This is a genomic window from Ruegeria sp. CDSA141, assembly GCF_059612005.1.
In genome coordinates this window covers 1-21,798 of sequence record NZ_JBXWPT010000004.1, presented here as the reverse complement: position 1 = coordinate 21,798, position 21,798 = coordinate 1, and the positions used below count along the sequence as shown (strand labels likewise).

General features: G+C 57.9%; 17 protein-coding genes. 12 read left to right on the top strand and 5 right to left on the bottom strand.

What is annotated here, in order from left to right; translation table 11 throughout:
* The first annotated feature begins 9 nt into the window (after nt 1-9).
* The 6 genes from AC2FLP_RS08080 to AC2FLP_RS08055 all read left to right on the top strand — a co-directional run bounded on the left by AC2FLP_RS08080 (nt 10) and on the right by AC2FLP_RS08055 (nt 9,855).
* On the top strand, nt 10-942 hold the full coding sequence (locus tag AC2FLP_RS08080) for a phosphotransferase (protein WP_496683125.1): 933 nt from the start codon (nt 10-12) through the stop codon (nt 940-942).
* Nucleotides 943-1,685: 743 nt separating this feature from the next.
* Entirely contained in the window at nt 1,686-4,886 is a 3,201-nt protein-coding gene (locus AC2FLP_RS08075; RefSeq protein WP_299898340.1) for an adenylate/guanylate cyclase domain-containing protein, read from the top strand.
* Nucleotides 4,887-4,940: 54 nt separating this feature from the next.
* Nucleotides 4,941-5,822 carry an encapsulin gene (locus tag AC2FLP_RS08070; protein ID WP_299898341.1) on the top strand — a complete coding sequence of 294 codons (882 nt, stop codon included), beginning with the start codon at nt 4,941-4,943 and terminating at the stop codon, nt 5,820-5,822.
* 14 nt (nt 5,823-5,836) lie between these two features.
* On the top strand, nt 5,837-6,664 hold the full coding sequence (locus AC2FLP_RS08065; protein WP_299898342.1) for a DUF3237 domain-containing protein: 828 nt from the start codon (nt 5,837-5,839) through the stop codon (nt 6,662-6,664).
* A complete protein-coding gene (locus AC2FLP_RS08060; RefSeq protein WP_299898343.1) occupies nt 6,657-8,780 on the top strand; it encodes a hydroxysqualene dehydroxylase in 2,124 nt (707 codons plus the stop codon). The genes AC2FLP_RS08065 and AC2FLP_RS08060 overlap by 8 nt, the downstream gene beginning before the upstream one ends.
* A 4-nt stretch (nt 8,781-8,784) precedes the next feature.
* On the top strand, nt 8,785-9,855 hold the full coding sequence (locus AC2FLP_RS08055; RefSeq protein ID WP_299898344.1) for a polyprenyl synthetase family protein: 1,071 nt from the start codon (nt 8,785-8,787) through the stop codon (nt 9,853-9,855).
* Here AC2FLP_RS08055 and AC2FLP_RS08050 read toward each other — a convergent pair.
* The 4 genes from AC2FLP_RS08050 to AC2FLP_RS08035 form a co-directional block, all read right to left on the bottom strand.
* Nucleotides 9,846-10,316 carry a hypothetical protein gene (locus AC2FLP_RS08050; protein WP_299898345.1) on the bottom strand — a complete coding sequence of 157 codons (471 nt, stop codon included), beginning with the start codon at nt 10,314-10,316 and terminating at the stop codon, nt 9,846-9,848. The two genes, AC2FLP_RS08055 and AC2FLP_RS08050, sit on opposite strands and share 10 nt — an antisense overlap.
* A gap of 62 nt (nt 10,317-10,378) precedes the next feature.
* Nucleotides 10,379-11,158 carry a carnitinyl-CoA dehydratase gene (locus tag AC2FLP_RS08045; RefSeq protein ID WP_117873529.1) on the bottom strand — a complete coding sequence of 260 codons (780 nt, stop codon included), beginning with the start codon at nt 11,156-11,158 and terminating at the stop codon, nt 10,379-10,381.
* Nucleotides 11,159-11,161: 3 nt separating this feature from the next.
* Entirely contained in the window at nt 11,162-13,177 is a 2,016-nt protein-coding gene (locus AC2FLP_RS08040) for an acetate--CoA ligase family protein (protein ID WP_496683130.1), read from the bottom strand.
* A gap of 2 nt (nt 13,178-13,179) precedes the next feature.
* On the bottom strand, nt 13,180-14,340 hold the full coding sequence (locus AC2FLP_RS08035) for an acyl-CoA dehydrogenase family protein (RefSeq protein ID WP_299898347.1): 1,161 nt from the start codon (nt 14,338-14,340) through the stop codon (nt 13,180-13,182).
* Nucleotides 14,341-14,420: 80 nt separating this feature from the next.
* Between AC2FLP_RS08035 and AC2FLP_RS08030 the strand changes: the two genes are divergently transcribed.
* Entirely contained in the window at nt 14,421-15,368 is a 948-nt protein-coding gene (locus AC2FLP_RS08030) for a GlxA family transcriptional regulator (protein ID WP_299898348.1), read from the top strand.
* Between the two features lie 56 nt (nt 15,369-15,424).
* On the opposite strand, the gene AC2FLP_RS08025 is transcribed toward AC2FLP_RS08030, so the two are convergent.
* Nucleotides 15,425-16,027, bottom strand: coding sequence for a helix-turn-helix domain-containing protein (locus AC2FLP_RS08025; RefSeq protein ID WP_299898349.1), 603 nt, complete (start codon nt 16,025-16,027; stop codon nt 15,425-15,427).
* 147 nt (nt 16,028-16,174) lie between these two features.
* On the opposite strand from AC2FLP_RS08025, the gene glyA reads away from it, so the two are divergent.
* The 5 genes from glyA to AC2FLP_RS08000 all read left to right on the top strand — a co-directional run bounded on the left by glyA (nt 16,175) and on the right by AC2FLP_RS08000 (nt 21,681).
* Entirely contained in the window at nt 16,175-17,428 is a 1,254-nt protein-coding gene (gene glyA, locus AC2FLP_RS08020) for a serine hydroxymethyltransferase (protein WP_496683133.1), read from the top strand.
* Between the two features lie 11 nt (nt 17,429-17,439).
* Nucleotides 17,440-18,822, top strand: a complete 1,383-nt coding sequence (lpdA, locus tag AC2FLP_RS08015) for a dihydrolipoyl dehydrogenase (protein ID WP_496683135.1) — start codon at nt 17,440-17,442, stop codon at nt 18,820-18,822.
* 14 nt (nt 18,823-18,836) lie between these two features.
* Nucleotides 18,837-19,781, top strand: a complete 945-nt coding sequence (gene lipA, locus AC2FLP_RS08010) for a lipoyl synthase (RefSeq protein WP_299898352.1) — start codon at nt 18,837-18,839, stop codon at nt 19,779-19,781.
* A gap of 25 nt (nt 19,782-19,806) precedes the next feature.
* A complete protein-coding gene (locus tag AC2FLP_RS08005) occupies nt 19,807-21,180 on the top strand; it encodes an alanine/glycine:cation symporter family protein (protein ID WP_117873545.1) in 1,374 nt (457 codons plus the stop codon).
* Nucleotides 21,181-21,258: 78 nt separating this feature from the next.
* Nucleotides 21,259-21,681, top strand: coding sequence for a universal stress protein (locus AC2FLP_RS08000; protein WP_299898353.1), 423 nt, complete (start codon nt 21,259-21,261; stop codon nt 21,679-21,681).
* The last annotated feature ends 117 nt before the right edge of the window (nt 21,682-21,798 follow it).

Sequence of the window (21,798 nt, the reverse complement as noted above, 5' to 3'; positions counted from 1 at the left end):
GAATGAGCGATGCAGAATGAACCAAAAAATGAGATTATTCAGGTCCTTCGCAACGTGGCGGGGTTCGAAACCCTTGTTGAGGCGGACATTCACACCCAGCGGCTGGGTGGGTTGACCAATCTGGTCTATCGCGTCGAAGGCGGGCCAAGGACGGTGGTTGTGCGTATCCCCGGTGAAGGCACCGAAGCCTATATCGACCGCGCGGTCGAAATCCACAACGCACGGGTGGCGGCAAAAGCCGGGGTCGGCCCCGAAGTTCTGTGGGCAGACGCGTCATCTGGCGTGATGATCAGTGATTGCGTGACCGACATCGTCACGATGACACCCGAGATGTTTGCGACGCGCCCGGGGTCTGCTGCCCGCGCGGGAAAGGCCCTGAAGCAGCTTCATGGCGCCCTTGAGCCGTTCAAGTTTCGGTTTGAGCTGTTTTCGATGATCAGCGAATACATGAAGGTGCTTGCGGACAAAAACGCCACCCTGCCAGAAGGTTACGCGGACGTCGTGGCTGAAGCGGCTCCGATCCGCGCGTTGCTGCGTGACAAACCCGGGACATTGGTCCCCAGTCATTGCGACCCGCTGTGCGAAAACTTTCTGGATGACGGCCAGCGCATGTGGATCGTCGATTATGAGTATTCAGGCATGAACGACGCCCTATGGGATCTGGGTGATCTGTCCGTCGAAGCCGGGTTGAGCGGCGAGCAGGAACTAGAGATGTTGACGGCCTATTTCGGAAACCCGCCCAGCGATGCGCAGATCGGGCGTATGGTGATCTACAAAGCCATGTGTGATCTGCTGTGGACCCTGTGGGGATTGATCCAGCACGCGGATGAAAACCCGGCCGAAGATTTCTGGGCCTATGCCACCAATCGGTTCGAACGGTGCAAGGCCCTGATGCTGGCTCCGTCCTTTGCGGCCCATGCGAGAGCCGTGGCGCAAGAATAGAAGGTTGCCCGCTGGCACATCAAACTTGGAAACCGGTTGTGACTTTGCCTGTCTCCTAGCTTTGGATCGCATCCGCCGACGCTTTAATGCCGGCAAAGGTCGGTCTGAGTTCAATTCAGGGTGACGACGGGACGTGGATTTTTTCTTGCGAAGTGGATTGGTTCCGGGTTCGCAGCTTCCTTATGCACGGCTTCGGAATACCTTCCTGCAAACCATTAAGAAGCCGCTTGGAAAGGCGCATGTCGGGTGGCTGTGTCCTTGACCTGAGCGCGCTGGATGTGATGCGAACCTGATGCAGGGCGTTTTGATGAGCAGACACGAACGCAACGCCATTTGAGTTTTATGACATGCAATCGTGAGTGTCCGATTTGCCGTTGGAACGAGGCAGAAAACGCTGCGAAACGAGGCGGTTCTGCCAGATATTTAATGTCGGCAACAGCGCTTGCGCAAATACGGCAACCTTGACGTCACGTCTGGCATATGACGACAATCTTGATAGTCCGGTCGTTCCGAGCCCTTGCGGGTATAATCAATTGGAAGCTGGAACCCGATGATTTGGCAGGAAAAACACGTGACGGCGTTATAATTCTGACGTATATCGGTCAATCAATGTAACAAGTTAACTGTGCGGCCTACGCCAAACATGGATTCAGCACAAAATCCTCTCTACTTTTGGATTATACATATACATTATGTATTAAGGGGAAAATCAGGGGGATAGATATGGACGGAGTCGCAAGACAATGACGCGAGTCCTTGAGGCATCACCACGCATTTCAAAAGTCCTTTATCTGGCAGATCTGAACGACTATGCCACTCTGTTTCAGAGAGAGGGCGTGGATGACGACATTCTGGACGAGTTGACTGATCCGGAACTGCGTGATCTCGGGTTGACGGTTGGTGAAAGGAAGCGGTTTCGGAAGGCGCAGGCCAGGCTGAAATCACAGGAAGCTTCGACGCGGCCCGAAGTTCAGTCGAATGCCGAGCGCCGGCATCTCACTTTGGTTTTCTGCGATCTTGTGGGGTCGACACGGCTGGCTCAGCGATATGACCCGGAAGACCTGATGCAGATCATGAACCTGTATCTGGATACGGCGATCGGCACCTTGAAACAACACGGCTGTCACCTGGCCTATCGGCAGGGCGACGGCATCATGGTGTATTTCGGATACCCGAAGGCCATGGAAGATGACGCCGAGCGTGCTGTGCGGGCGGTATTGGAAACCATTGAAGCCGTTCAGAATCTTGAAAACGAGTTTGGAGAAAAGCTCGACCTACGGGCGGGTATTGCGACCGGTATGGTTGTTGTGGGTGTCGTTTCCTCGAAAAGCCTGGGATCTCAGGACTTTCTGGTGGGTGAAACGGCGAATCTTGCGTCCCGTCTTCAGGGGTTGGCCGAACCGGGTGAAGTGATCATTTCTTCCGAGACCTGGCGGCTGACCCAAGGTGCCTTTGAATTCGAACCACGTGGCAGCCATGAGCTGAAAGGCTTTGACAATCAGCGCAACGTGTACCGCGTGGTGTCGGAAATCATTTCCTCCAGCCGGTTCGACGCGCGGGTGGGTCAATCTGCGGTCGATCTTGTGGCCCGGCAGGACGATCTTTCGACTCTGACCCAACTTTGGAGCGAGGCACAGGAAGGCTCAGGCAGGCTGACGCTTGTCGGGGGTGCGGCAGGTATCGGCAAATCAAGGCTGATCAAATCGCTGTCTGAAACGATCGGGGTCAAGCCCTTTACGTTGCAGTGCATCCCTCACCTGACCAGTCTTCCCCTGCATCCTATTGTAGGAGAGTTGAGGCGCGTTTCAGGTGATAAATCAAATGACAGCATCACATCTTCGATTTCCGACTTCGTGCAAACGGCTTCTCGTCTGAGTGAAGCCGATTTGCCCGTTCTTCTTGATCTGGCGGGTGTGGAGACCGGTGCCCCGACAGAGTCGGACCCGTTGAAGAAAGCGCGCAAGTCTCTTGACGTGATGCTGCGCAGTCTGGGCAGCCTGTGCGACAGGCGCGGTACTTTGTTGTTGGTGGTTGAAGACGTTCACTGGGCCGATGCTACCACATTGGACGTCCTGGATGCGCTTGCGTCAGCTTTGAGCAACTTTCCGGTACTGGTGGTTCTGTCCCATCGACCTGAATACGAACCTCCGGAACATTTCGAGAGCCGAGCCGCACGCATTAATCTGTCTCCGCTTGGCAACACCGAAGCATCCGAACTGGTTCGACGCGTGGCTGAGCCATACAGTTTGCCTGTCATCCTGATCAGGCAGATTATCGAGAAGGCGGATGGCGTGCCGCTGTACATCGAAGAAATGACAAAGGCGGTTTTGGACCAGCTTCCCCAGGACGCCCCGATCAATGCCGAGGTTCTGGATGCGCTGAGCGTCCCGGCCACCCTTCAGGACTCGCTGATGTCGCGTCTTGACCGGATGGAAAATGCCAAGCCGGTCGCCCAGCTCGGATCGGTTATCGGACGCAGTTTCACCGCTCAGACGATACACGCGGTCGCGCATGCAGATATGGATGTAGAAAGCGCCCTCATGCAGCTTATGGCGGCTGGCGTCGTGCTGATTACCAGCGATTCAGGGTCGGCCACATACACGTTCAACCACGCGCTGGTTCAGGATACAGCCTATAATTCGTTGCTGCGGGAAGACCGGCAGAAGGTGCATCTGAAAATTGCCCGGGCCTTGCTGGACGGTCACCAAGCATTCGGCAGTCCGGCCCCCGATACCGTCGCGCATCATTGCGATCTTGGCGGATTGAAGGATGAAGCCGTTGCGAATTGGGTCACTGCAGGTGAACTGGCATTGTCCCGGCTGGCGAATCTGCCTGCGATTTCCGCTTTCCGGGCCGCTCTGCGCAACATCGGAACCATGGCGGCCAACGCAGATCGCGATGGATTCGAGCTTCGGGTTCAGATGAATATTCTGCCCGCGTATATGGCGATCTACGGGTGGTCGGCCGACCAGGTCGGAGAAACTGCTGCCCGGGCAATGGAACTGGCCCAGTCTTTGGGCGACGGTGAAACCCTGTTCGCCGCAACCTTCTGCCGCTGGACCAACTTCTTTGTTGGCGGTCAGATGAACCGAGCGATGGAAATGGGACAAGCACTGGATATGATGGCAGGCATGTCCGCTGACCCCGTCGCCAACGTTCTTGCGGCGCGGGCCCTGAGCTTTACTCATTACTTCCGTGGGGAATTTGCTGAATGCGAACAACAGCTTGAGCGCGCTTTCGCCCTGATCACACCCGAGCTGGATATGGCCATGATGCCCATGACCCAGTCTTCCACGACCGCCTCTTTGCTGGCCATTCAGGGATGCCTGCTGTGGCAGCAGGGGAAATTCGAAAAGGCCGAAGCCGCGCGTCTGGAGGCCATCGAGGTCAGCAGGGCGCTGAATCATGCACCCAACCTTGTCTACGTCATGGGCGCTTGCAGCATGTTCCTGCCCTATGCGGGTGAATGGGACCGGCTTGATGTGACGATGAAGGAAGCCAGAAAAGTCGCGGATGAGGAAGGGTTTCTTTACCTTCACGCGATGCAGGACATCTACATGGGTCTCGCGCAAGCCGGGAAAGGCGATATCGCAGGTGTTCCGGAACGCATCGAGGCATGCATGAACCTGATCTCCAAATCTGGTGGAAACTTTACTTTTCCTCAGAATCAGATTGTTCTGTCTGAGTTAATGATAGATCACGGAGATATTGATCAGGCTTTGGACCGGCTCGAAACCGTTTGCATTCCCGGTTGGGAACGTGGGGAGATGCTGAACAAACCTGAATATCACCGTGTGCGAGCAAAGGCTTTTGCCGCAAAGGGGGATTTGGACGCTGCAATTGGCGAGGCGAAACAAGCGCTTTCGCTTGCCCAAGATTGCCGCGGTGTCGTTCAGGAGCAGCGGGCGCGCAATCAGCTGGACAGATTGAGCGAAACAAAATGAGAACAATATTGACTGCCCCGCCGAATTGGGCAGCAGCAGCGAGAGGGATTTGAAATGACCGATGCATTGGATTGGAATGAAGATCAGTGGAGCGCCGTGAACAAGGCCGTCCATGACGAGGCACTGCGCGCCCGGGTGGCAGCCAGTTTCCTACCCCTATACGGACCGCTGCCCGCAGACACGCAATCTGTTCCGCTGAACAAGCTCAGTCTGGTCGACAACTCATCTGGTGCATCCAAAGAACGTCTTGACGTGAACGACTATGACACCCTGCGCCTTACAACCGTATCGGTGAACGTGTACCTGAAAGGTGCACAGGTGGCTGATCCGGAACTGGCCGCAGCTCAGATCATGTTCCGCCGAGCGGCCGCTGTTGTGGCCCGGGTAGAGGACGACATCATTTTCAACGGTCAACCCGGTACCGGACAAGCCCCCAAACACGCTGGCGGCGCGGGCACCTCACTGCCGCAGATCTATACGATCAGCGGCGGTGGCAAATATCCGGGATTGCTTGAAGCGGGCGAAAGCAAAACCAATACCGCGACCAAAAAGGGCTATACCGGAACCGATGTTTTCGAGGCCGTCGTCGCGGGCATCAGCACGCTGGAAACGCATGGCTATCTGGGCCCCTATGCCTGTGTGATGGGCAATGGTCTGTTTCGGGCAGCTACCACTCCGCTGCCGAACTCGATGGTACTGCCTCGTGACAGCATCCTCCCGTTCCTGGACGGGCCCTTGCTGCGTTCCAGCACCCTGCCCCCGAACAAGGCAGTGCTTGTGTCCCTGCTGGGTGCACCAGTTGAAATCGTCGTGCCCTCGGATATCGCCGTGAAGTATCTGCAAACCTCTGCCGAAGGAGAGCATATCTTCCGCGTGCAGCAGAAATTCCATCTCAGGATCAAGGAAGCTGAGGCCATCTGCACCATCACGTGCTAACCGGAGATCGGGTCGTGCGCGAGTTTACAGATCGGGGCGTCACGCTGCGTTGGTCCGAGGCGATCAACGCAGACGGTCTCAATCGGGTACTGGTGGAAGCAGGTCCCGCAGTGTCGTCGCATGACACGGTACGTCTGATCTGTTCGGAAAACGGAGGCCCCGAACGCGCCATTCGCGGGTGGCCCGTGTTACGAGACCCGCAAACCGGGTTTCAACAATTCACAGCCATTTTGCCGTCGGTGATACAGGAAAAATCCTTGTCCTGGCGTCCGGTGCTGACCTCGGGTGGTCGCGAGTACGACCCTGGACCCGAAGAAGCGCCTGAAGCAGCAGCCCCACCAACACCCGCGAAACCTTCGGCACAGTCACCCGTTCTGGAACATGTCGCCAAATTCGTCGTGCCGTTCACCAGCAATTTTTCCCCTTCGGGCGAAACACCGGACGGAATCTGGCTACACTTCGCGATCAAAGAGGGGGGTACCGTCGAAGGCCCGCATTTGAAAGGAACGATCGAACCGATTGGCGGAGATTGGATGCGCGTGCGTTCCGATGGTGTGGGACTGCTTCATGCAAAGGCGCTTATCAAACCGTCCACGGGGAATGCTCCGATCCTGTTCGAAGATACGGGCGTGTGTGACTTCGGCCCGGACGGTTATGCGGCCTTGGCCAACGGCAATCTGCCCGCTTCGGCCCCGGTACGGCTTGCTCCGCGTTACCTGACCTCAAACCCGCATTACAGCTGGATGAATCGGTTGCAGGGTTTTGGCATTGGCGAAGCCAGCCTGTCAGACATTACCCTGCGCTTTGACGTTTATTCCGCGAAAGGAACTTCCGATGCCTGAAAAGGTTGTCATTCTTGGAGGCGGCGTGGCCGGAATGAGCGCCGCGCACGAACTGATTGAACGCGGGTTCGAGGTAGAAGTCCACGAACGCCAGTTGATCCCGGGTGGCAAGGCCCGCAGCATCCCAGTGATGAAGGGTGAAGGGGACCATGGTTCGAAAGCAAATCACATCAAGGCGCTTGAAAGATGGGCTGAGATGGATGGGGCCAGTTATCCGCCCGGCGTGAAACGCCCCTGGCTGCCCGGCGAACATGGATTTCGGTTCTTTCCGAACTTTTATCGGCATATCACGGACACGATGGCCCGTACGCCGTATTACGACAAGGGGACATGCTTTGACAATCTGGTCCCCACCACTCAGGTTCTGGTCAGCCAGTTCGATAAACCCGGCATCATTGTCCCGGAACGGTTTCCCCGCACGCTCAAGGATGTCTCAGATGCCTTCAAGACGATTGCCTTCGCGCTCTCGCCGAGGGACCAGATTGCGTATGAAGATGTCGAGCATTTTGTCGCCTGCATGTGGCGGATCGCAAGCTCCTGCAAGGAACGCCGGTTCGACGAATATGAACGGATCGGCTGGTGGGATTTCATCGGCGCGCAAGACCGTTCGGAAGCCTATCAAAAGTTCCTTGCCATCGGCCTGACCCGTTCATTGGTGGCCGCCAAGGCCACGACAGCCAGCACGAAGACAGTGGGGGACATTGCGATTCAGCTTCAGCTGGGCATTGCCACGCCCGAGCCACACTGCAACAGGCTGCTGAACGGGCCCACCAATCTCGTATGGATTCAACCGTGGCTGGATTACCTGAAAAGCAAGGGGGTCGTTTACAAGTTTGACTCCAAAGTTACGGGCATCGAGTGCCGGAACGGGCGGATTATCGGCGCGACAGTCGAACAGGACGGAGAAGAAAAACAAGTCACCGGGGACTGGTTTATCAGCGCGATGCCGATTGAACGCATTGCTCCACTTGTGACCCCGGAAATGATGGCGCTCGACCCGGCCCTCGCCAAGTTGTCTCTGCTGGCCGAGGACGTACAGTGGATGAACGGCATTCAGTTCTATCTGACCAAGGAAGTTGAACTGACCCACGGCCACGTCATCTTCATTGACAGCCCATGGGCTTTGACCGCTGTGTCGCAAAAACAGTTCTGGCACCAGATTGATTTCGACAACTGGGCTGAAGGAAAGACCAAAGGCCTGCTGTCGATCGACATTTCCGAATGGGACAAACCCGGTCTGAACGGGAAGACAGCGCGTAATTGCAGCCGGGAAGAGATTGCAAGCGAGGTTTGGGAACAGGTCAAGCGCGGCATCAACGTGGATGGCCAAACCGTTTTGCGGGACGAGGATATGCATTACTGGTTCCTCGATCCCGATATCGTTCAAGACCCGAACGACCCCAAGCGTCAAAGCAATGTCGAACCCTTGCTGGTCAACCGTATCAACAGCTGGCGCTTGCGCCCGGATGCGGCCACGCTCATCCCGAATTTCTTCCTGGCATCGGACTATGTCCGTACTTTCACCGACCTTGCCACGATGGAAGGGGCGAACGAGGCCGCGCGCCGTGCCGTCAACGCCATCCTTCAGCGCAGTGGATCGGATGCACAACCCTGCCAGATCTGGGATCTGCACGAGCCCGATATCCTCAAACCGCTGCGTGCCTATGATTACGCCCGGTATCAGGCTGGCCTTCCGTGGGACAACCGGTTCGCGGTTGCGGTTGAAGCCGCGCTGAAAATGGGTCAGGACACGGCAGGAGTTGATCGTGGCGGTGATGGCCCCCTTGCCGCCATAGGAGAACCGGCAACGGAATATTCAAAACCCGGCGGCGTCACCGAGGACCCAGCCATTGCCGAAGCGCTTAGAATGATTTGCCCCCCGAAAGAGCTGTACGACCTCATCGCGAATTACGAACCCACCACGGATCTTCCAATCCCGGGGGATGAGCTTGCCGAAGATGTCGCGTATGATCTGGGTCGAGACAGCGGTCAATCAGATGCCTTGTCCAGGGCGATACCAATTTCGGATGCACCGCTCTCTGCTTTTGGCGCCGGTCCGGAACGATCCGGCACGCCTGAAAACAAAAGTCGCGTGATCATCACCCAGAAGGGCTGAGCCTGTGAAATCCGGAACCGCGCATTTGGATCCTGCGGCGAAACAGGATTTTCTTGAAACGCTGACCTCCTACGGGGATCAGGCGCGCGAAACGCTGTTGGGCTTGTTGCCGACGGGTGAGCCTCAGGCCTATCTGTATGGTCCGATGCGCGATTATATCGAAACCTCGGGCAAGGGTCTGAGGCCTGCGCTGTTACTGGCTACATGCGAAGCCTTCGGTGGAAACAGCGAGAATGCGAGGGTCTCGGCCGCAGTTCTTGAGTTGCTGCACAATGCCTTTCTGATCCATGACGACATCGAAGATCAAAGCGATTTCCGGCGCGGGCGCGAATGTATGCACAAGCGGCTTGGGGTTCCACTGGCGATCAATACCGGCGACGGGATGCAATCGCTGGCCCTGCGCCTGCTGCGTCAGAACCTGGGACCGTTGGGCCCGGAAACCGGTATGCGCGTGGTTGATGAGTTCGACCATCTGTTGCAGCAATCCATCGAAGGTCAGGCGTTGGAGCTTGGCTGGATACGAGACAATCGACTGAATGTCGATGCATCCGACTATCTGAGGATGTGTCTGAAAAAGACCTGCTGGTACAGTTTCATTCACCCGATGCGTATCGGGGCCCTGATTGCGCGGCCACATGATGTCGAGTCCGGCGCGCTTAATCTGGATGATTTCAATGCCTTTGGCTTTTTCCTGGGTGCAGCGTTTCAGATTCAGGATGACGTTTTGAATCTCGTCGGCTCTCAGGACAGTTACGGCAAGGAAATTGGCGGCGACATCTATGAAGGCAAACGCACGCTGATGCTGGGCCAGCTTGGACTGAAGGCGGATGAACCTGAACAGGCACGGTTGGCCGAGATGTTGTCAAACCCGCGCGATACCAGGTCGACGCAAGATGTCACCTGGGTGCTGGAACGCATGAACCACTATGGCAGTATCCGCTATGCACAGGACGCGGCGAATGACCTGCTGGCTTCAGCCCGGAGTGAGTTCGCGCAGGTATTCGCGGGGACCAAAGACGGGCCGCGCGCGTTTCTTGGACAGTTCATGGACTATCTCGTGACCCGTCAGGTCTGAGCGCCCGCCACCTCGAAAATCACCACAAGCGAGGTCTGGTCCGTTCCTGTACAGGCGATCCGGCCATGATATTCACCGGGTTCGGTGAGATCGGGTATGGTGACGGCAACAGCAACATCAGTTGCTTCCCCAGGGTCAAGCAGGATTTGTGGCGGGATCACACTGATGCGGTTCGCCGGCAGAATGTCGCCGTTCGAATTGGTCAGATCGCCAGGTTCGAACTGCATCTGAACAGGGGCCGCACCTTCCGGTGCCTCAAAGGACAGCAGAATGGTGGCGGTACTGCCGGGATGGCAGGTTTTGCGGCACATGAAGGGACCGTCCAGATGCTGCTGCGGGCCCCGTTCCCTGTCAAGCACACGGCGTGCTATATCGGAAATCGGTTGATTGTCGGGCTGCGGCGCAATCGGGCTGACCGCACGAGATACACTAACATATGGTTTTCGTTCGAAATACGGCATGCCTAACTGTGCACGTGTGGTGCGGATCAGTAAATGGCAAATTCACGTTCTGCGATCAGACTTCACTTCCCTTTCCAGACCGGATCCCTTTTTTCGGCGAAAGCGCGCGCGCCTTCCAGCTGATCTTCACTGGCATAGAGAACGTCCACAGTACTTAGCTGACGCTTAGTTATGCGGTTCATGGCATCCTGAAACTTGGCATCTTCGGCATCACGTACGATTTCCTTGATCGCGGCGTAAACCAGAGGTGGCCCCGAGGCCAACAGCCGGGCCAGCTCCCAGGCGCGGTCCATCAGTTGATCTGCCGCGATGATCTCGTTCACCAGACCCCAGCGATTGGCTTCTTCGGCGTCGAACCACCGGCCGGTAAGCAGCAGCTCCATCGCGATGTGATAAGGGATACGCTTGGGCAGTTTGACGCTGGCCGCATCCGCGACAGTCCCCGAGCGGATTTCCGGCAGGGCGAATGTGGCATGATCTGCGGCAAGGATCACGTCCGCTGACAGGGCCAGCTCCAGCCCGCCGCCACAGGCGATGCCGTTGACGGCTGCGATCACGGGTTTGTTCAGGTCCCGCAGCTCTTGCAAGCCGCCGAACCCTCCGACGCCGTAGTCCCCGTCCACAGCATCACCGTCGGCCGCTGCTTTCAGGTCCCAGCCCGGACAAAAGAATTTCTCTCCTCCGCCCGTCAGAATGGCCACGCGCAGCTCCGGATCGTCGCGAAACTCGGCGAACACCTCACCCATTCTGCGACTGGTGACAAGATCGATGGCATTGGCCTTGGGCCGGTCCAGTGTCACCTCAAGGATCGTTCCGTCGCGGCGGGTTTTGATCGGGTCCATATCTCAGGCCTTTCTTATCAGAGCATCCACGGCAACGGCCTTGTCCGGCGTGCACAGGAGCGGGTTAATCTCGACCTCGCCAAGCGTGTCGGCGTTTTGCATGACATAGGCCTGAACAGCCTCGACTGCGGCAATGATTGCATCCATATCAGCAGCCCGTTGGCCGCGATAGCCCGCCAGCAACGGGACGATTTTCAATTTGCCGAGCGCGGCGCGGATGTCTTCGGACGCGCTGGGTACCAGCATTGACACCGTGTCGCGCAGGACTTCGGTCAGTACCCCCCCCGCCCCCAATGTCAGGACAAACCCATGCGCGGGGTCACGGACGATGCCGACCAGAAGTTCGGCGACGGTTCCGGTGATCATCTCTTCGATCAGGATATCTTCGGTGCCGATGTCAGCGGCCACACTGGCCACGTCTTTGGTTTGAATGCCCAGCCGAACAGCGGCGTGTTCGGATTTATGCGCAAGCCCAACACCTTTCACGGCAAAGGGGGCTTCCATGTCCTGCGCTGCTGCGAGGGCTGCCGCTGGCCCGGAAACCGTGCAGGTTCGGGGGATTTGCAGGCCGCATTCAGCCAGCGCCTGCTTCGACTCGCCTTCGGTCAGGGTTTGGGTCGCCTCAGCCGTTCCCGGCAACCAGACGGGATGCGTGGCAGGGGCCGAGACCTGACCCGCCGCCCGGGTTGACGCCAGTGCCTCGCGCAGACCCATGAACGGAATTACACCACCGGCCATCAGGTCCTGCGCGACGTCTTCAGGCAGATTTTCGGGCAACGTCGCGACGATTGCAAACCGAGCACCGGTTTCAGCGCGCACTCTCAACGCAGCTCGGGTCGCACAACTCCAGTCAGTCGGATCCGTCGTCGGATAGTCAACGATCGAGAACGTCAGGTCGATGTCTTCACCCGTCATACCCGACCATGCCTGTGCCATCGCCTCTTCGTCACGCCAGATATAGGTGTGATAATCCAGCGGGTTATTCAGAGCGACCATGGGGCCGAGAGCGTCACGCAGACGGGCCCTTTTGTCATCGCTCAACTTCGGGAAACGCAGGCCCGTACCGACGGCCATATCTGCGATCAGGCTGGCCTCACCCCCTGAACAACTGATCGAAGCGATGCAGCCACCCGGCAGCGGTCCATAGCAGTGCAACAGTTTCAGCGTTTCAAGAAAGTCGGGCAACGCGGACAGCCGCGGGATTCCGAGCCGGTCCAGAAGGGCCTGTGCGCCCGCATCGCTGCCCGCAAGAGACGCGGTATGCGAAATGGTGGCCGCCTGCGCCTGTTCCGATGCGCCCACTTTGAGGGCGACCAGCGGGATGCCCTTCGAATAGGCCTTGGCGGCCAACGCCTCCCATTCCCGGATGTCCTTGAACCCTTCGATATGCAAACCCACGGCGGTTACGCGCGGATCGTCGATCAAGGCCGAGGCAGTTTCGGCCTGGCTGGTCTGGGCCATGTTTCCACAGGCCAACATATAGGCAATCGGCAACCCGCGTTTCTGCATGGTCAGGTTGATCGAGATGTTCGAACTTTGCGTCAGGATCGCTACGCCCTTGTCAACCGGGGTCGCCCCGTGCTGGTCCGGCCACAACAGGGCCCCGTCCAGCGCGTTGATGAAGCCATAGCAGTTCGGGCCAAGAATGGGCATGTCACCGGCTGCACCGACCAGTTGATCCTGCAAGTCCCCGCCGGTGTCATCTTCGGCAACGGCCTCGGAAAAGCCCGAGGCAAAGCACACCGCCCCGCCTGCACCCATACTGGACAGTACACGAACGGCCTCGATGGTGGCGTGGCGGTTGATACCGATGAAAACCGCATCCGGGGCTTCGGGCAGGTCCTCGATGTGGCCAAAAACCCTGTGGCCCGCAATTTCCGACGCTTTGGGATGCACCGGCCAGATTGGACCGGCATAGCCCATGCGTTCGGATTGCAGAATAACCTGCTGACACCACGCGCCGCCGCCGATGACGGCGATGGTTTTCGGGCGCAGCAGCCGGGTCAGGTCTTTGTTCATGGTCAGGCGCCCAAGGGGCGTAGAAGATCGCGGCTGATGATGTGGCGCTGAATTTCGCTGGTGCCGTCCCAGATGCGCTCGACCCGGGCATCGCGCCAGAACCGTTCGATCGGGAAATCGTCCATCAAGCCCATCCCGCCGAAGATTTGCAGCGTGGTATCCGTAACCCGCGCCAGCGTTTCCGAGGCATAGAGCTTGGCCGAGGCAATCTCGCGGTTCGATGGCAGGTTTTGATCCAGACGCCACGCGGCGGCGAGTGTCAGCCAATCGGCGGCGTCGATCTCGGTGATCATGTCGGCGATCTGGAAGCCGACGCCCTGAAACTTGCCGATGGGCTGGCCGAACTGCTTACGCTCGGCCGCATAGTTCAGCGCATAGTCAAAGCAGCGCCGTGCGCGACCGACCGAGAACGCCGCGACCGTCAGACGGGTCGCGTATAGCCATTCGTTCATCACGGCAAAACCGCCATCAACCTCGCCCAGGACCTGCGCGTCGGGCAATCGGCAATTGTCGAAATACAGGATGTAGTTCTTGTAGCCCTTGTGGCTGACCGAGTTATAGCCCTCGCGCACTTCAAACCCCGGAGTGCCGCGATCCACCAAAAAAGTGGTGATGCGTTTTTTCGGGCCTTTGGGGGTTTCGTCTACGCCGGTCGCGATGAAGACGATGAAGAAATCCGCGTGTTCCGCGCCCGAGATGAAATGTTTCGATCCGTTGACAACCCAATCGCCGCCATCGCGCACCGCCTGGCATTTCATACCACGCACATCCGAACCCGCATCCGGCTCGGTCATCGCCAGGGCGTCCATCTTGTCGCCACGTACGGCAGGCAGAAGATAACGTTCACGCTGGTCGTCGTTGCAGGCCATCAGGATGTTCTGCGGGCGACCAAAGAAATGCGTCAGTGCCATTGACCCACGGCCAAGCTCGCGCTCAACCAAGGTGAAATCCAGATGAGACAGGCCCGCACCACCGACTTCTTCGGGAAAGTTGCAGGCATAAAAGCCCAGATCGATACATTTCTGCTTAATCTGCTCGCCCAGCTCGGGAGGTACGGTTCCCGAGCGCTCGACCGCGTCTTCATGCGGGTAGATTTCGTTTTCAACAAAGCTGCGGACCGTCGAGACGATCATTTCCTGTTCTTCTGTCAGACCAAACTGCATGGCGCGTGTTCCCTGGATCGGTGGTTGACCAACCAAACGCCATCACTCATGGTCACGACATGCAGAATTGATATAAGATCATGCCGAATTCGAAAATTTTAACACGACAATACAACATTCTGCTCTTCAACGGGTTTTCGAACCATTGCCTTGCAAACATGGTAGAACCGCTCAGGGCTGCGAACAACCTGTCGAGGCAGGTTTTGTATTCGTGGTGTTTCTGTTCCATTGACGGAGACCCCGTTCAAAGTTCCAGCGGTCTTGTCGTTACACCGAATGGTGCAATCTCTGATCAGCAAGGCGACGTTCTGGTCGTCATGCCGTCTTACGGATATCGCAAGCTGGACACACGATCGACCACACGCACCGTGCTGGCTACAGCCAAAAAACACCGGCAAGTGGCCGGATTGGATACCGGAAGCTGGCTGCTGGCCCGCGCCGGTTTGCTGGATGAGCACCGGGCGACCATACACTGGGACGAGCTTTCCCGGTTCGAAGAGAGTTTTCCGGCTGTGGATGCGGTGCAGGAACGTTTTGTCATCGATGGCAACAGGTTGACCTGTTCCGGGGCCATGGCCGCGTTCGATCTGGCCTCGGCCCTTATCCGCCGGGATCACGGGCCTCTTTTGTCCATGGAAGTCGGGTATCTTCTGATGAGCCGAAATGGGCAGGATCATTACCCTTTGCCTCTGAAGTCCGAAGACATATTGGTCAATCGCGCACTGGGTTTCATGCAGGCGAACCTTGAAACACCTCTTTCGATCAGGGAATTGGCCCGCAAGATCGGGTGTTCGCAAAAGCGGATCGAAATGCGCGTTCAGGCGGAGCTTAAAACCACGCCGCAAGCGCTGTATCGTCGGCTGCGGCTGAACCTGGCACGCAATCTGGCAGAAGATACCGAGCAATCCATCGCCGAAATCGCCAGTCGTTGCGGATATGAAAACGCCAGCGCCATGACGCGGGCATTCAAGGCAGAATTCGGCCAGACACCGACTGCGTTTCGCCACCGAAGCCTGTCTGACGGCTGAAAGGGGTGCGCATGGCGATGCCCGCTTTCCTCAAGAACCAAGGAAAACCATGGAAGTTATTCCAGCGAGACCCACAGCACCTTAGCGTCTTCTTCGCTGGTCGAAATACACCCATGCCCCATTCCACTGTCATAGTAGAGTGAGTCGCCGGCCTTCATTGGCAAAGGGCGGTAATGTTCAGACACGAAGATGAGTTCGCCGCTGAGCACATACATGAATTCTTCTCCGGAATGTCGGATCCACGTCTCGAATTCCGACAGGTCGCGCGCCTTGATTGTCGCGATATAGGGCAGCATCCGCTTGCTGGTCAGTTCGGGGCAAAGCAGTTCATGCATGTAAGTGGGCGTATTCTTGATTTCCCCCTCGCCTTTCGGAGTGAAATCACGGCGGCCTGAAATGCCGGACTGACCCGACTGAAGAAACAACTGCGGGGTGCTCATATCAAGGGCCTGTGTCAGACGCCGTACAATGTCAAAACTTGGCTTCGTCTGATTGTTTTCGATCTTGGACAGCGTCGACCGCCCGATACCCGCAGCGCGGCCGGCTTCTTCCAGAGTCCACCCTTTTGCGCGCCGTGCATCGCGGATGGAGCGACCCAGAGCCTCACCTTCACTCAGATCTTCCTGTCCGGAAACATCATTTCGGCTTTCGTCGCCCATTGAATTCCCCCTGTTTTATCAAAGGCTACATGTTTCCCAGTATACACGCAACTTCTTGAATAAGAGATTTTTGTTGCCTATTGCGCATTATTTCTCCTATAGGAAACAAAGTTTCGTACTGAGGATTCGGGGCAAAAGGAGGAGACTATGTTCAAAACGTCGCTGATTGAGGCAGATCCCGTCATTGCCGCGTCCATCTCACGTGAGGGAGAGCGTCAGGCGGATCAGATCGAGTTGATCGCCTCGGAGAACATTGTCTCGAAGGCCGTGATCGACGCGCAGGGCTCGGTATTGACCAACAAATACGCCGAAGGCTATCCGGGCCGACGCTATTATGGCGGCTGTGAATATGTCGATGAGGTCGAGGTCGAGGCCATCGAACGTCTCAAGAAACTGTTTGGCTGTGTATATGCCAACGTTCAGCCCCATTCTGGCGCACAGGCCAACGGAGCAGTCAAGCTGGCGCTGCTGAGCCCGGGCGATACCATCCTGGGAATGTCGTTGGATGCAGGCGGCCATCTTACCCATGGCGCGAAACCAGCTCAGTCAGGTAAATGGTTCCGGCCCGTACAGTACGGCCTGACCGATGCAGGATTGATCGATTATGATCAGGTTGCCGAATTGGCGCGGGCGGAAAAGCCCAAGCTGATCATCGCAGGTGCGTCGGCTTACTCGCAAAAGATCGACTTTGCCAGATTCCGTGAAATCGCGGATGACGTTGGCGCCTGGTTGCTGGCCGACATGGCTCATATCGCCGGGTTGGTGGCGACCGGCCTGCACCCCTCGCCTGTAGGACACGCACATGTCGTGACCTCGACCACGCACAAGACCCTGCGCGGGCCTCGTGGTGGCATCATCCTGACCAATGACGAAGCGCTGGCGAAAAAAATCAACTCGGCCGTATTCCCCGGCTTGCAGGGCGGCCCACTGATGCATGTGATCGCGGGCAAGGCGGTTGCCTTTGGAGAGGCACTCAAGCCTGAATTCAAGGAATATATACAGCGCGTCGTAGACAGCGCATCGGCCTTGGCAAACGTCATGATGGCGCGCGGATGCGACATCGTTTCCGGCGGCACCGAGAACCACCTGATGCTGGTCGACCTGCGCCCGATTGGCGTGACAGGCAAAGACGCCGAAGCGGCACTCGAGCGGGCCGGCTTCACCTGCAACAAGAACAGCGTTCCTGGTGATCCCGAGAAACCCACCATCACCAGCGGCATCCGTCTGGGCACCGCCGCCGGGTGCAGCCGTGGCTTTGGCCCAGAGGAATTCAAGCAGATCGGCCATCTGATCGGGGTTGTTCTGGACGCACTCGCGCAGTCCCCTGATGGGAACGAAACCGTCGAAATGAAAACTCGCGAACAGGTTCGCGCGCTCTGTGCAAACCACCCGATCTACTGAAAGTACGCGAAATGAATACCTACGACCTCATCGTTATCGGGGGCGGACCGGGCGGCTATGTTGCCGCGATCCGCGCGGCTCAGTTGGGCCTGAAAGTTGCATGTGTCGAAGGACGCGGAGCACTTGGCGGCACATGCCTGAACGTCGGATGCATCCCCTCCAAAGCGTTGCTGACCTCCTCGGCCAAATATGCCGAAATTGCACATCTCTCCTCCCATGGCATTGCGGTCGAGGGGGCCAGCATCGACGTCAGTGCGATGATGGGGCGCAAGGACAAGATCGTCGGTGATCTGACGAAGGGTATCGCGTTTCTGTTCAAGAAGAACGGTGTCGACCTGATTGAAGGATGGGCCAGCATTCCAGCACCCGGTCAGGTCAAGGTCGCCGATAACGTTTATGAAACAAAGACCATCCTGATCGCGACCGGATCCGAGCCGACCTCACTGCCGGGGATTGAAATTGATGAGCAGGATGTCCTCAGCTCGACCGGCGCAATTGCGTTGGAGAACGTTCCTGATCATCTGGTGGTCATCGGAGCGGGTGTGATTGGTCTGGAACTTGGTCAGGTCTGGGCGCGTCTCGGCGCCAAAGTCACCGTTGTTGAATATCTGGATCGCGTTCTGCCCGGCATTGATGGCGAAATCGCCAAGCTGGCGCAGCGCGCGTTGTCCAAGCGTGGGTTGAAATTCCAGCTGGGTCGTGCCCTCAAATCGGTTGAGAAAACCGCGGTTGGCCTGACCCTGACCGTGGATCGCGTCGGCAAGGACAAGGAAGAGGTGATCGAGGCCGACAAGGTTCTGATCGCCGTCGGATGCCGCCCCGTCACGCGTGGGCTTGGACTGGAAGAATTAGGCGTGTCCGTGAACCCACGTGGTTTCATCGAAGTCGATGAAGCATTCCAAACGTCTGTGCCCGGCATCTACGCTATTGGCGACTGTGTGCCCGGTCCGATGCTCGCGCACAAGGCAGAAGAAGACGGCGTTGCCTGTGTCGAGATGCTGACCGGCGAAGCGGGGCACATCGATTACAACACCGTGCCGGGTGTGGTCTACACGGATCCCGAAGTGGCTTCGGTTGGTCAGACCGAAGAAGCGCTGAAAGACGCGGGCGTCGAATACGTTGTCGGCAAATTCGCCTTCATGGCCAACTCGCGGGCGCGAACGACGGGTGAAACAGATGGCGCAGTCAAGGTTCTGGCCGGTTCCGACGGCAAGATTCTCGGAGCCCATATCTGTGGTGCCCATGGCGGCGATCTGATCGCCGAGTTGGTGCTGGCCATGTCCAAAGGCGCCACGGTCGCTGATGTTGCAGCCTCGTGCCATGCACATCCCGCCATGGGTGAGGCGGTCAAAGAAGCATGTCTCGACGCCATGGGCCGTGCAATCCACGCATAACGAGGGACAGCCAGATGACGATCCAGCTCAGAGCACGCCACCCGGAAAAGGCCAAGAAGGCCGACAGCGTCATTCCGCGCAAACCCAGATGGATACGCAAGAAAAAGGGCGACAGCGCCGCGTATTACGAAACGCGACGGCTGATGCGGGATCACAATCTGGCAACGGTCTGCGAAGAAGCTGCCTGCCCCAATATCGGCGAATGCTGGTCCAAGCGTCATGCGACCATGATGATCATGGGTGAGGTCTGTACCCGCGGTTGTTCCTTCTGCAATGTGGCCACCGGTCGTCCCGATGCGCTTGATGCATTCGAACCCGGTCGCGTTGCATCGGCAGTCATGAAACTGGGCCTGCGCCACGTAGTGATCACTTCGGTTGATCGCGATGACTTGGATGATGGTGGGGCACAGCACATCGCCCAGACAATCCGGGCCGTGCGTCATCAGAACCCCGGCACCACGGTCGAGGTCCTGACGCCGGACTTCCTAGGCAAGGGCGACGCCGTCAACATCGTCTTCGAGGCAGCGCCGGACGTCTTCAACCACAACCTGGAAACCGTCCCTCACCTGTATCCGACAGTTCGCCCCGGCGCGCGCTATTATGCCTCGCTGCGGCTGCTGGACGATGCCAAACGTGCAAATCCCGAGATTTTCACCAAGTCGGGCCTGATGGTCGGGCTGGGTGAAACCCTGAACGACGTGCGTCAGGTCATGGATGATCTGCGCGCGGCACATGTCGATTTTCTGACGGTCGGGCAGTATCTGCAACCGACCCCGAAACACCATCCGATTGACCGGTTCTGGTCGCCCGAGGAATTCGCCCAACTGGAACAGATCGCACGTTCCAAGGGCTTTTTGCACGTGTCAGCCACACCGCTGACCCGTTCGTCGTTCCATGCAGACGAAGATTTCACTGCCCTCAAGCAGGCCCGCCAGCGGGCCATCGCGACCGGGGCATAAACCAAACGCAAATGGGAGGGAAACCATGGAAGCGTTAAACTCAATCGTAGGGGCCATCAATGGCGTCGTGTGGGGGCCGTTGATGCTGGTCCTCATTCTTGGCGTCGGCTTCTTCCTGCAGGTGGGGCTGAAATTCATGCCGATCCTGCGCATCGGCACGGGCTTCAGCCTGTTGTTCAAAGGCCGTGAAGGTCAGGGCGAAGGGCAAATCAGCCCGTTCAACGCGCTGATGACCTCGCTGTCGGCGACCATCGGTACAGGCAACATCGCCGGTGTGGCCACTGCTGTCTTCCTGGGCGGTCCAGGCGCCTTGTTCTGGATGTGGATGACCGCCCTGGTGGGCATGGCCACCAAATACGCCGAGGCTGTCTGCGCGGTGAAATACCGTGAGAAAGACGAGCTGGGCAACTATGTCGGTGGTCCGATGTACTACATCAAGAACGGTCTGGGCGCGAAATGGGCCTGGCTGGGTGTTGCATTTGCCCTGTTCGGCGCGGTTGCTGCCTTCGGCATCGGCAACGGCGTGCAGGCCAACGGTGTGGCACAGGTGCTTGAGGCCAACTTTGGCCTGAACACTTCGGTCACCGGCGTTATCCTGATGGTTCTGACCGCAGCCGTGATCCTGGGTGGCATCACCCGCATCGGTGCGGTTGCCGGTAAACTGGTTCCCTTCATGGCGATTGCTTACATTGTCGCCGGTCTGCTGGTCCTGCTGATCAACATCGGAGAGATCGGCAACGCCCTGTCACTGGTCTTTACCCATGCTTTCACCCCGTCCGCCGCAGAAGGTGGATTCGCGGGTGCAGCCGTGTGGGCCGCCATCCGCTTCGGTGTGGCACGTGGTGTGTTCTCGAACGAAGCCGGTCTGGGTTCGGCCCCGATCGCACACGCCGCGGCCGAGACCAAAGGTCCGGTCAACCAAGGCCTGATCGCGATGCTGGGCACGTTCATCGATACCATTATCGTCTGCTCGATCACCGGTCTGGCCATCATCGCTTCGGGGGCATGGACATCGGGTGAATCCGGTGCGGCGCTGACCAGCCACGCGTTCGAACTGTCGCTGCCGGGTATCGGTGGGTATCTGATCGCCATCGCTCTTTCGATCTTTGCCTTCACCACCATCCTTGGTTGGTCGTTCTACGGCGAAAAATGTGTCGAGTTCCTGCTGGGTGTGAAATCCCTGATGCCCTACCGCGTTCTTTGGATCGTCATGATCTACTTCGGGGCAACTGCGGATCTGGGCTTCATCTGGTTGCTGGCGGATACGCTGAACGCCATGATGGCCATCCCGAACCTGATCGCCCTGGCGCTGCTGAGCCCGATCGTCTTCAAACTGACGAAAGAGTTCTTCGCCTCGGGCGGCAAGTCCGAAGAGCCGGGTGGAACACCTGCCGAATAAGCTCGGCCCCACCAAAACGGGGGGCCATCCCGGCCCCCCGCCTATGAAACAGAATTCCATATCTCGAGGAGAGACGTGATGGCCACGAAAATCCTGCTGCCCATTGATCACACCGACGACCGCTCGTGGAAGAACGCCCTGCCGATCGCGCTGGAGCAGGCCAAATTCTACGGCGCCGAACTGCATGCAGTTGCCGTCATCCCCGAGATCATCCAGCTGCCGAACCTGCCCGCCAACTATGGTGCCGGCGCCAAAGACCACGTGCGGGGTGCGGTTCAGGTGATTCTGGATCATGCCAATGCTTCCGACGTGCCGGTTCATGTGGAAGAAGGCAGTGTTTACCGCGAAATCCTGAAGCTTGCCTACAAGGAAGGCTTTGATCTGATCGTCATGGCATCGACCAAGGGCGATTTCCCGAACTACGAGATTGGCCCGAACCTGGCCCGTGTCGTGCGCAATGCGCATTGCACTGTCATGGTCGTTCGCGACCAGTCCCGCTGATTGAAAGGTTGAAGAAATGACCGATTTGAAACGCACGCCACTTCACTCGTTGCACGTTGCTTTGGGCGGTAAGATGGTTGATTTTGCTGGGTGGGAGATGCCTGTTCAGTATCCTTT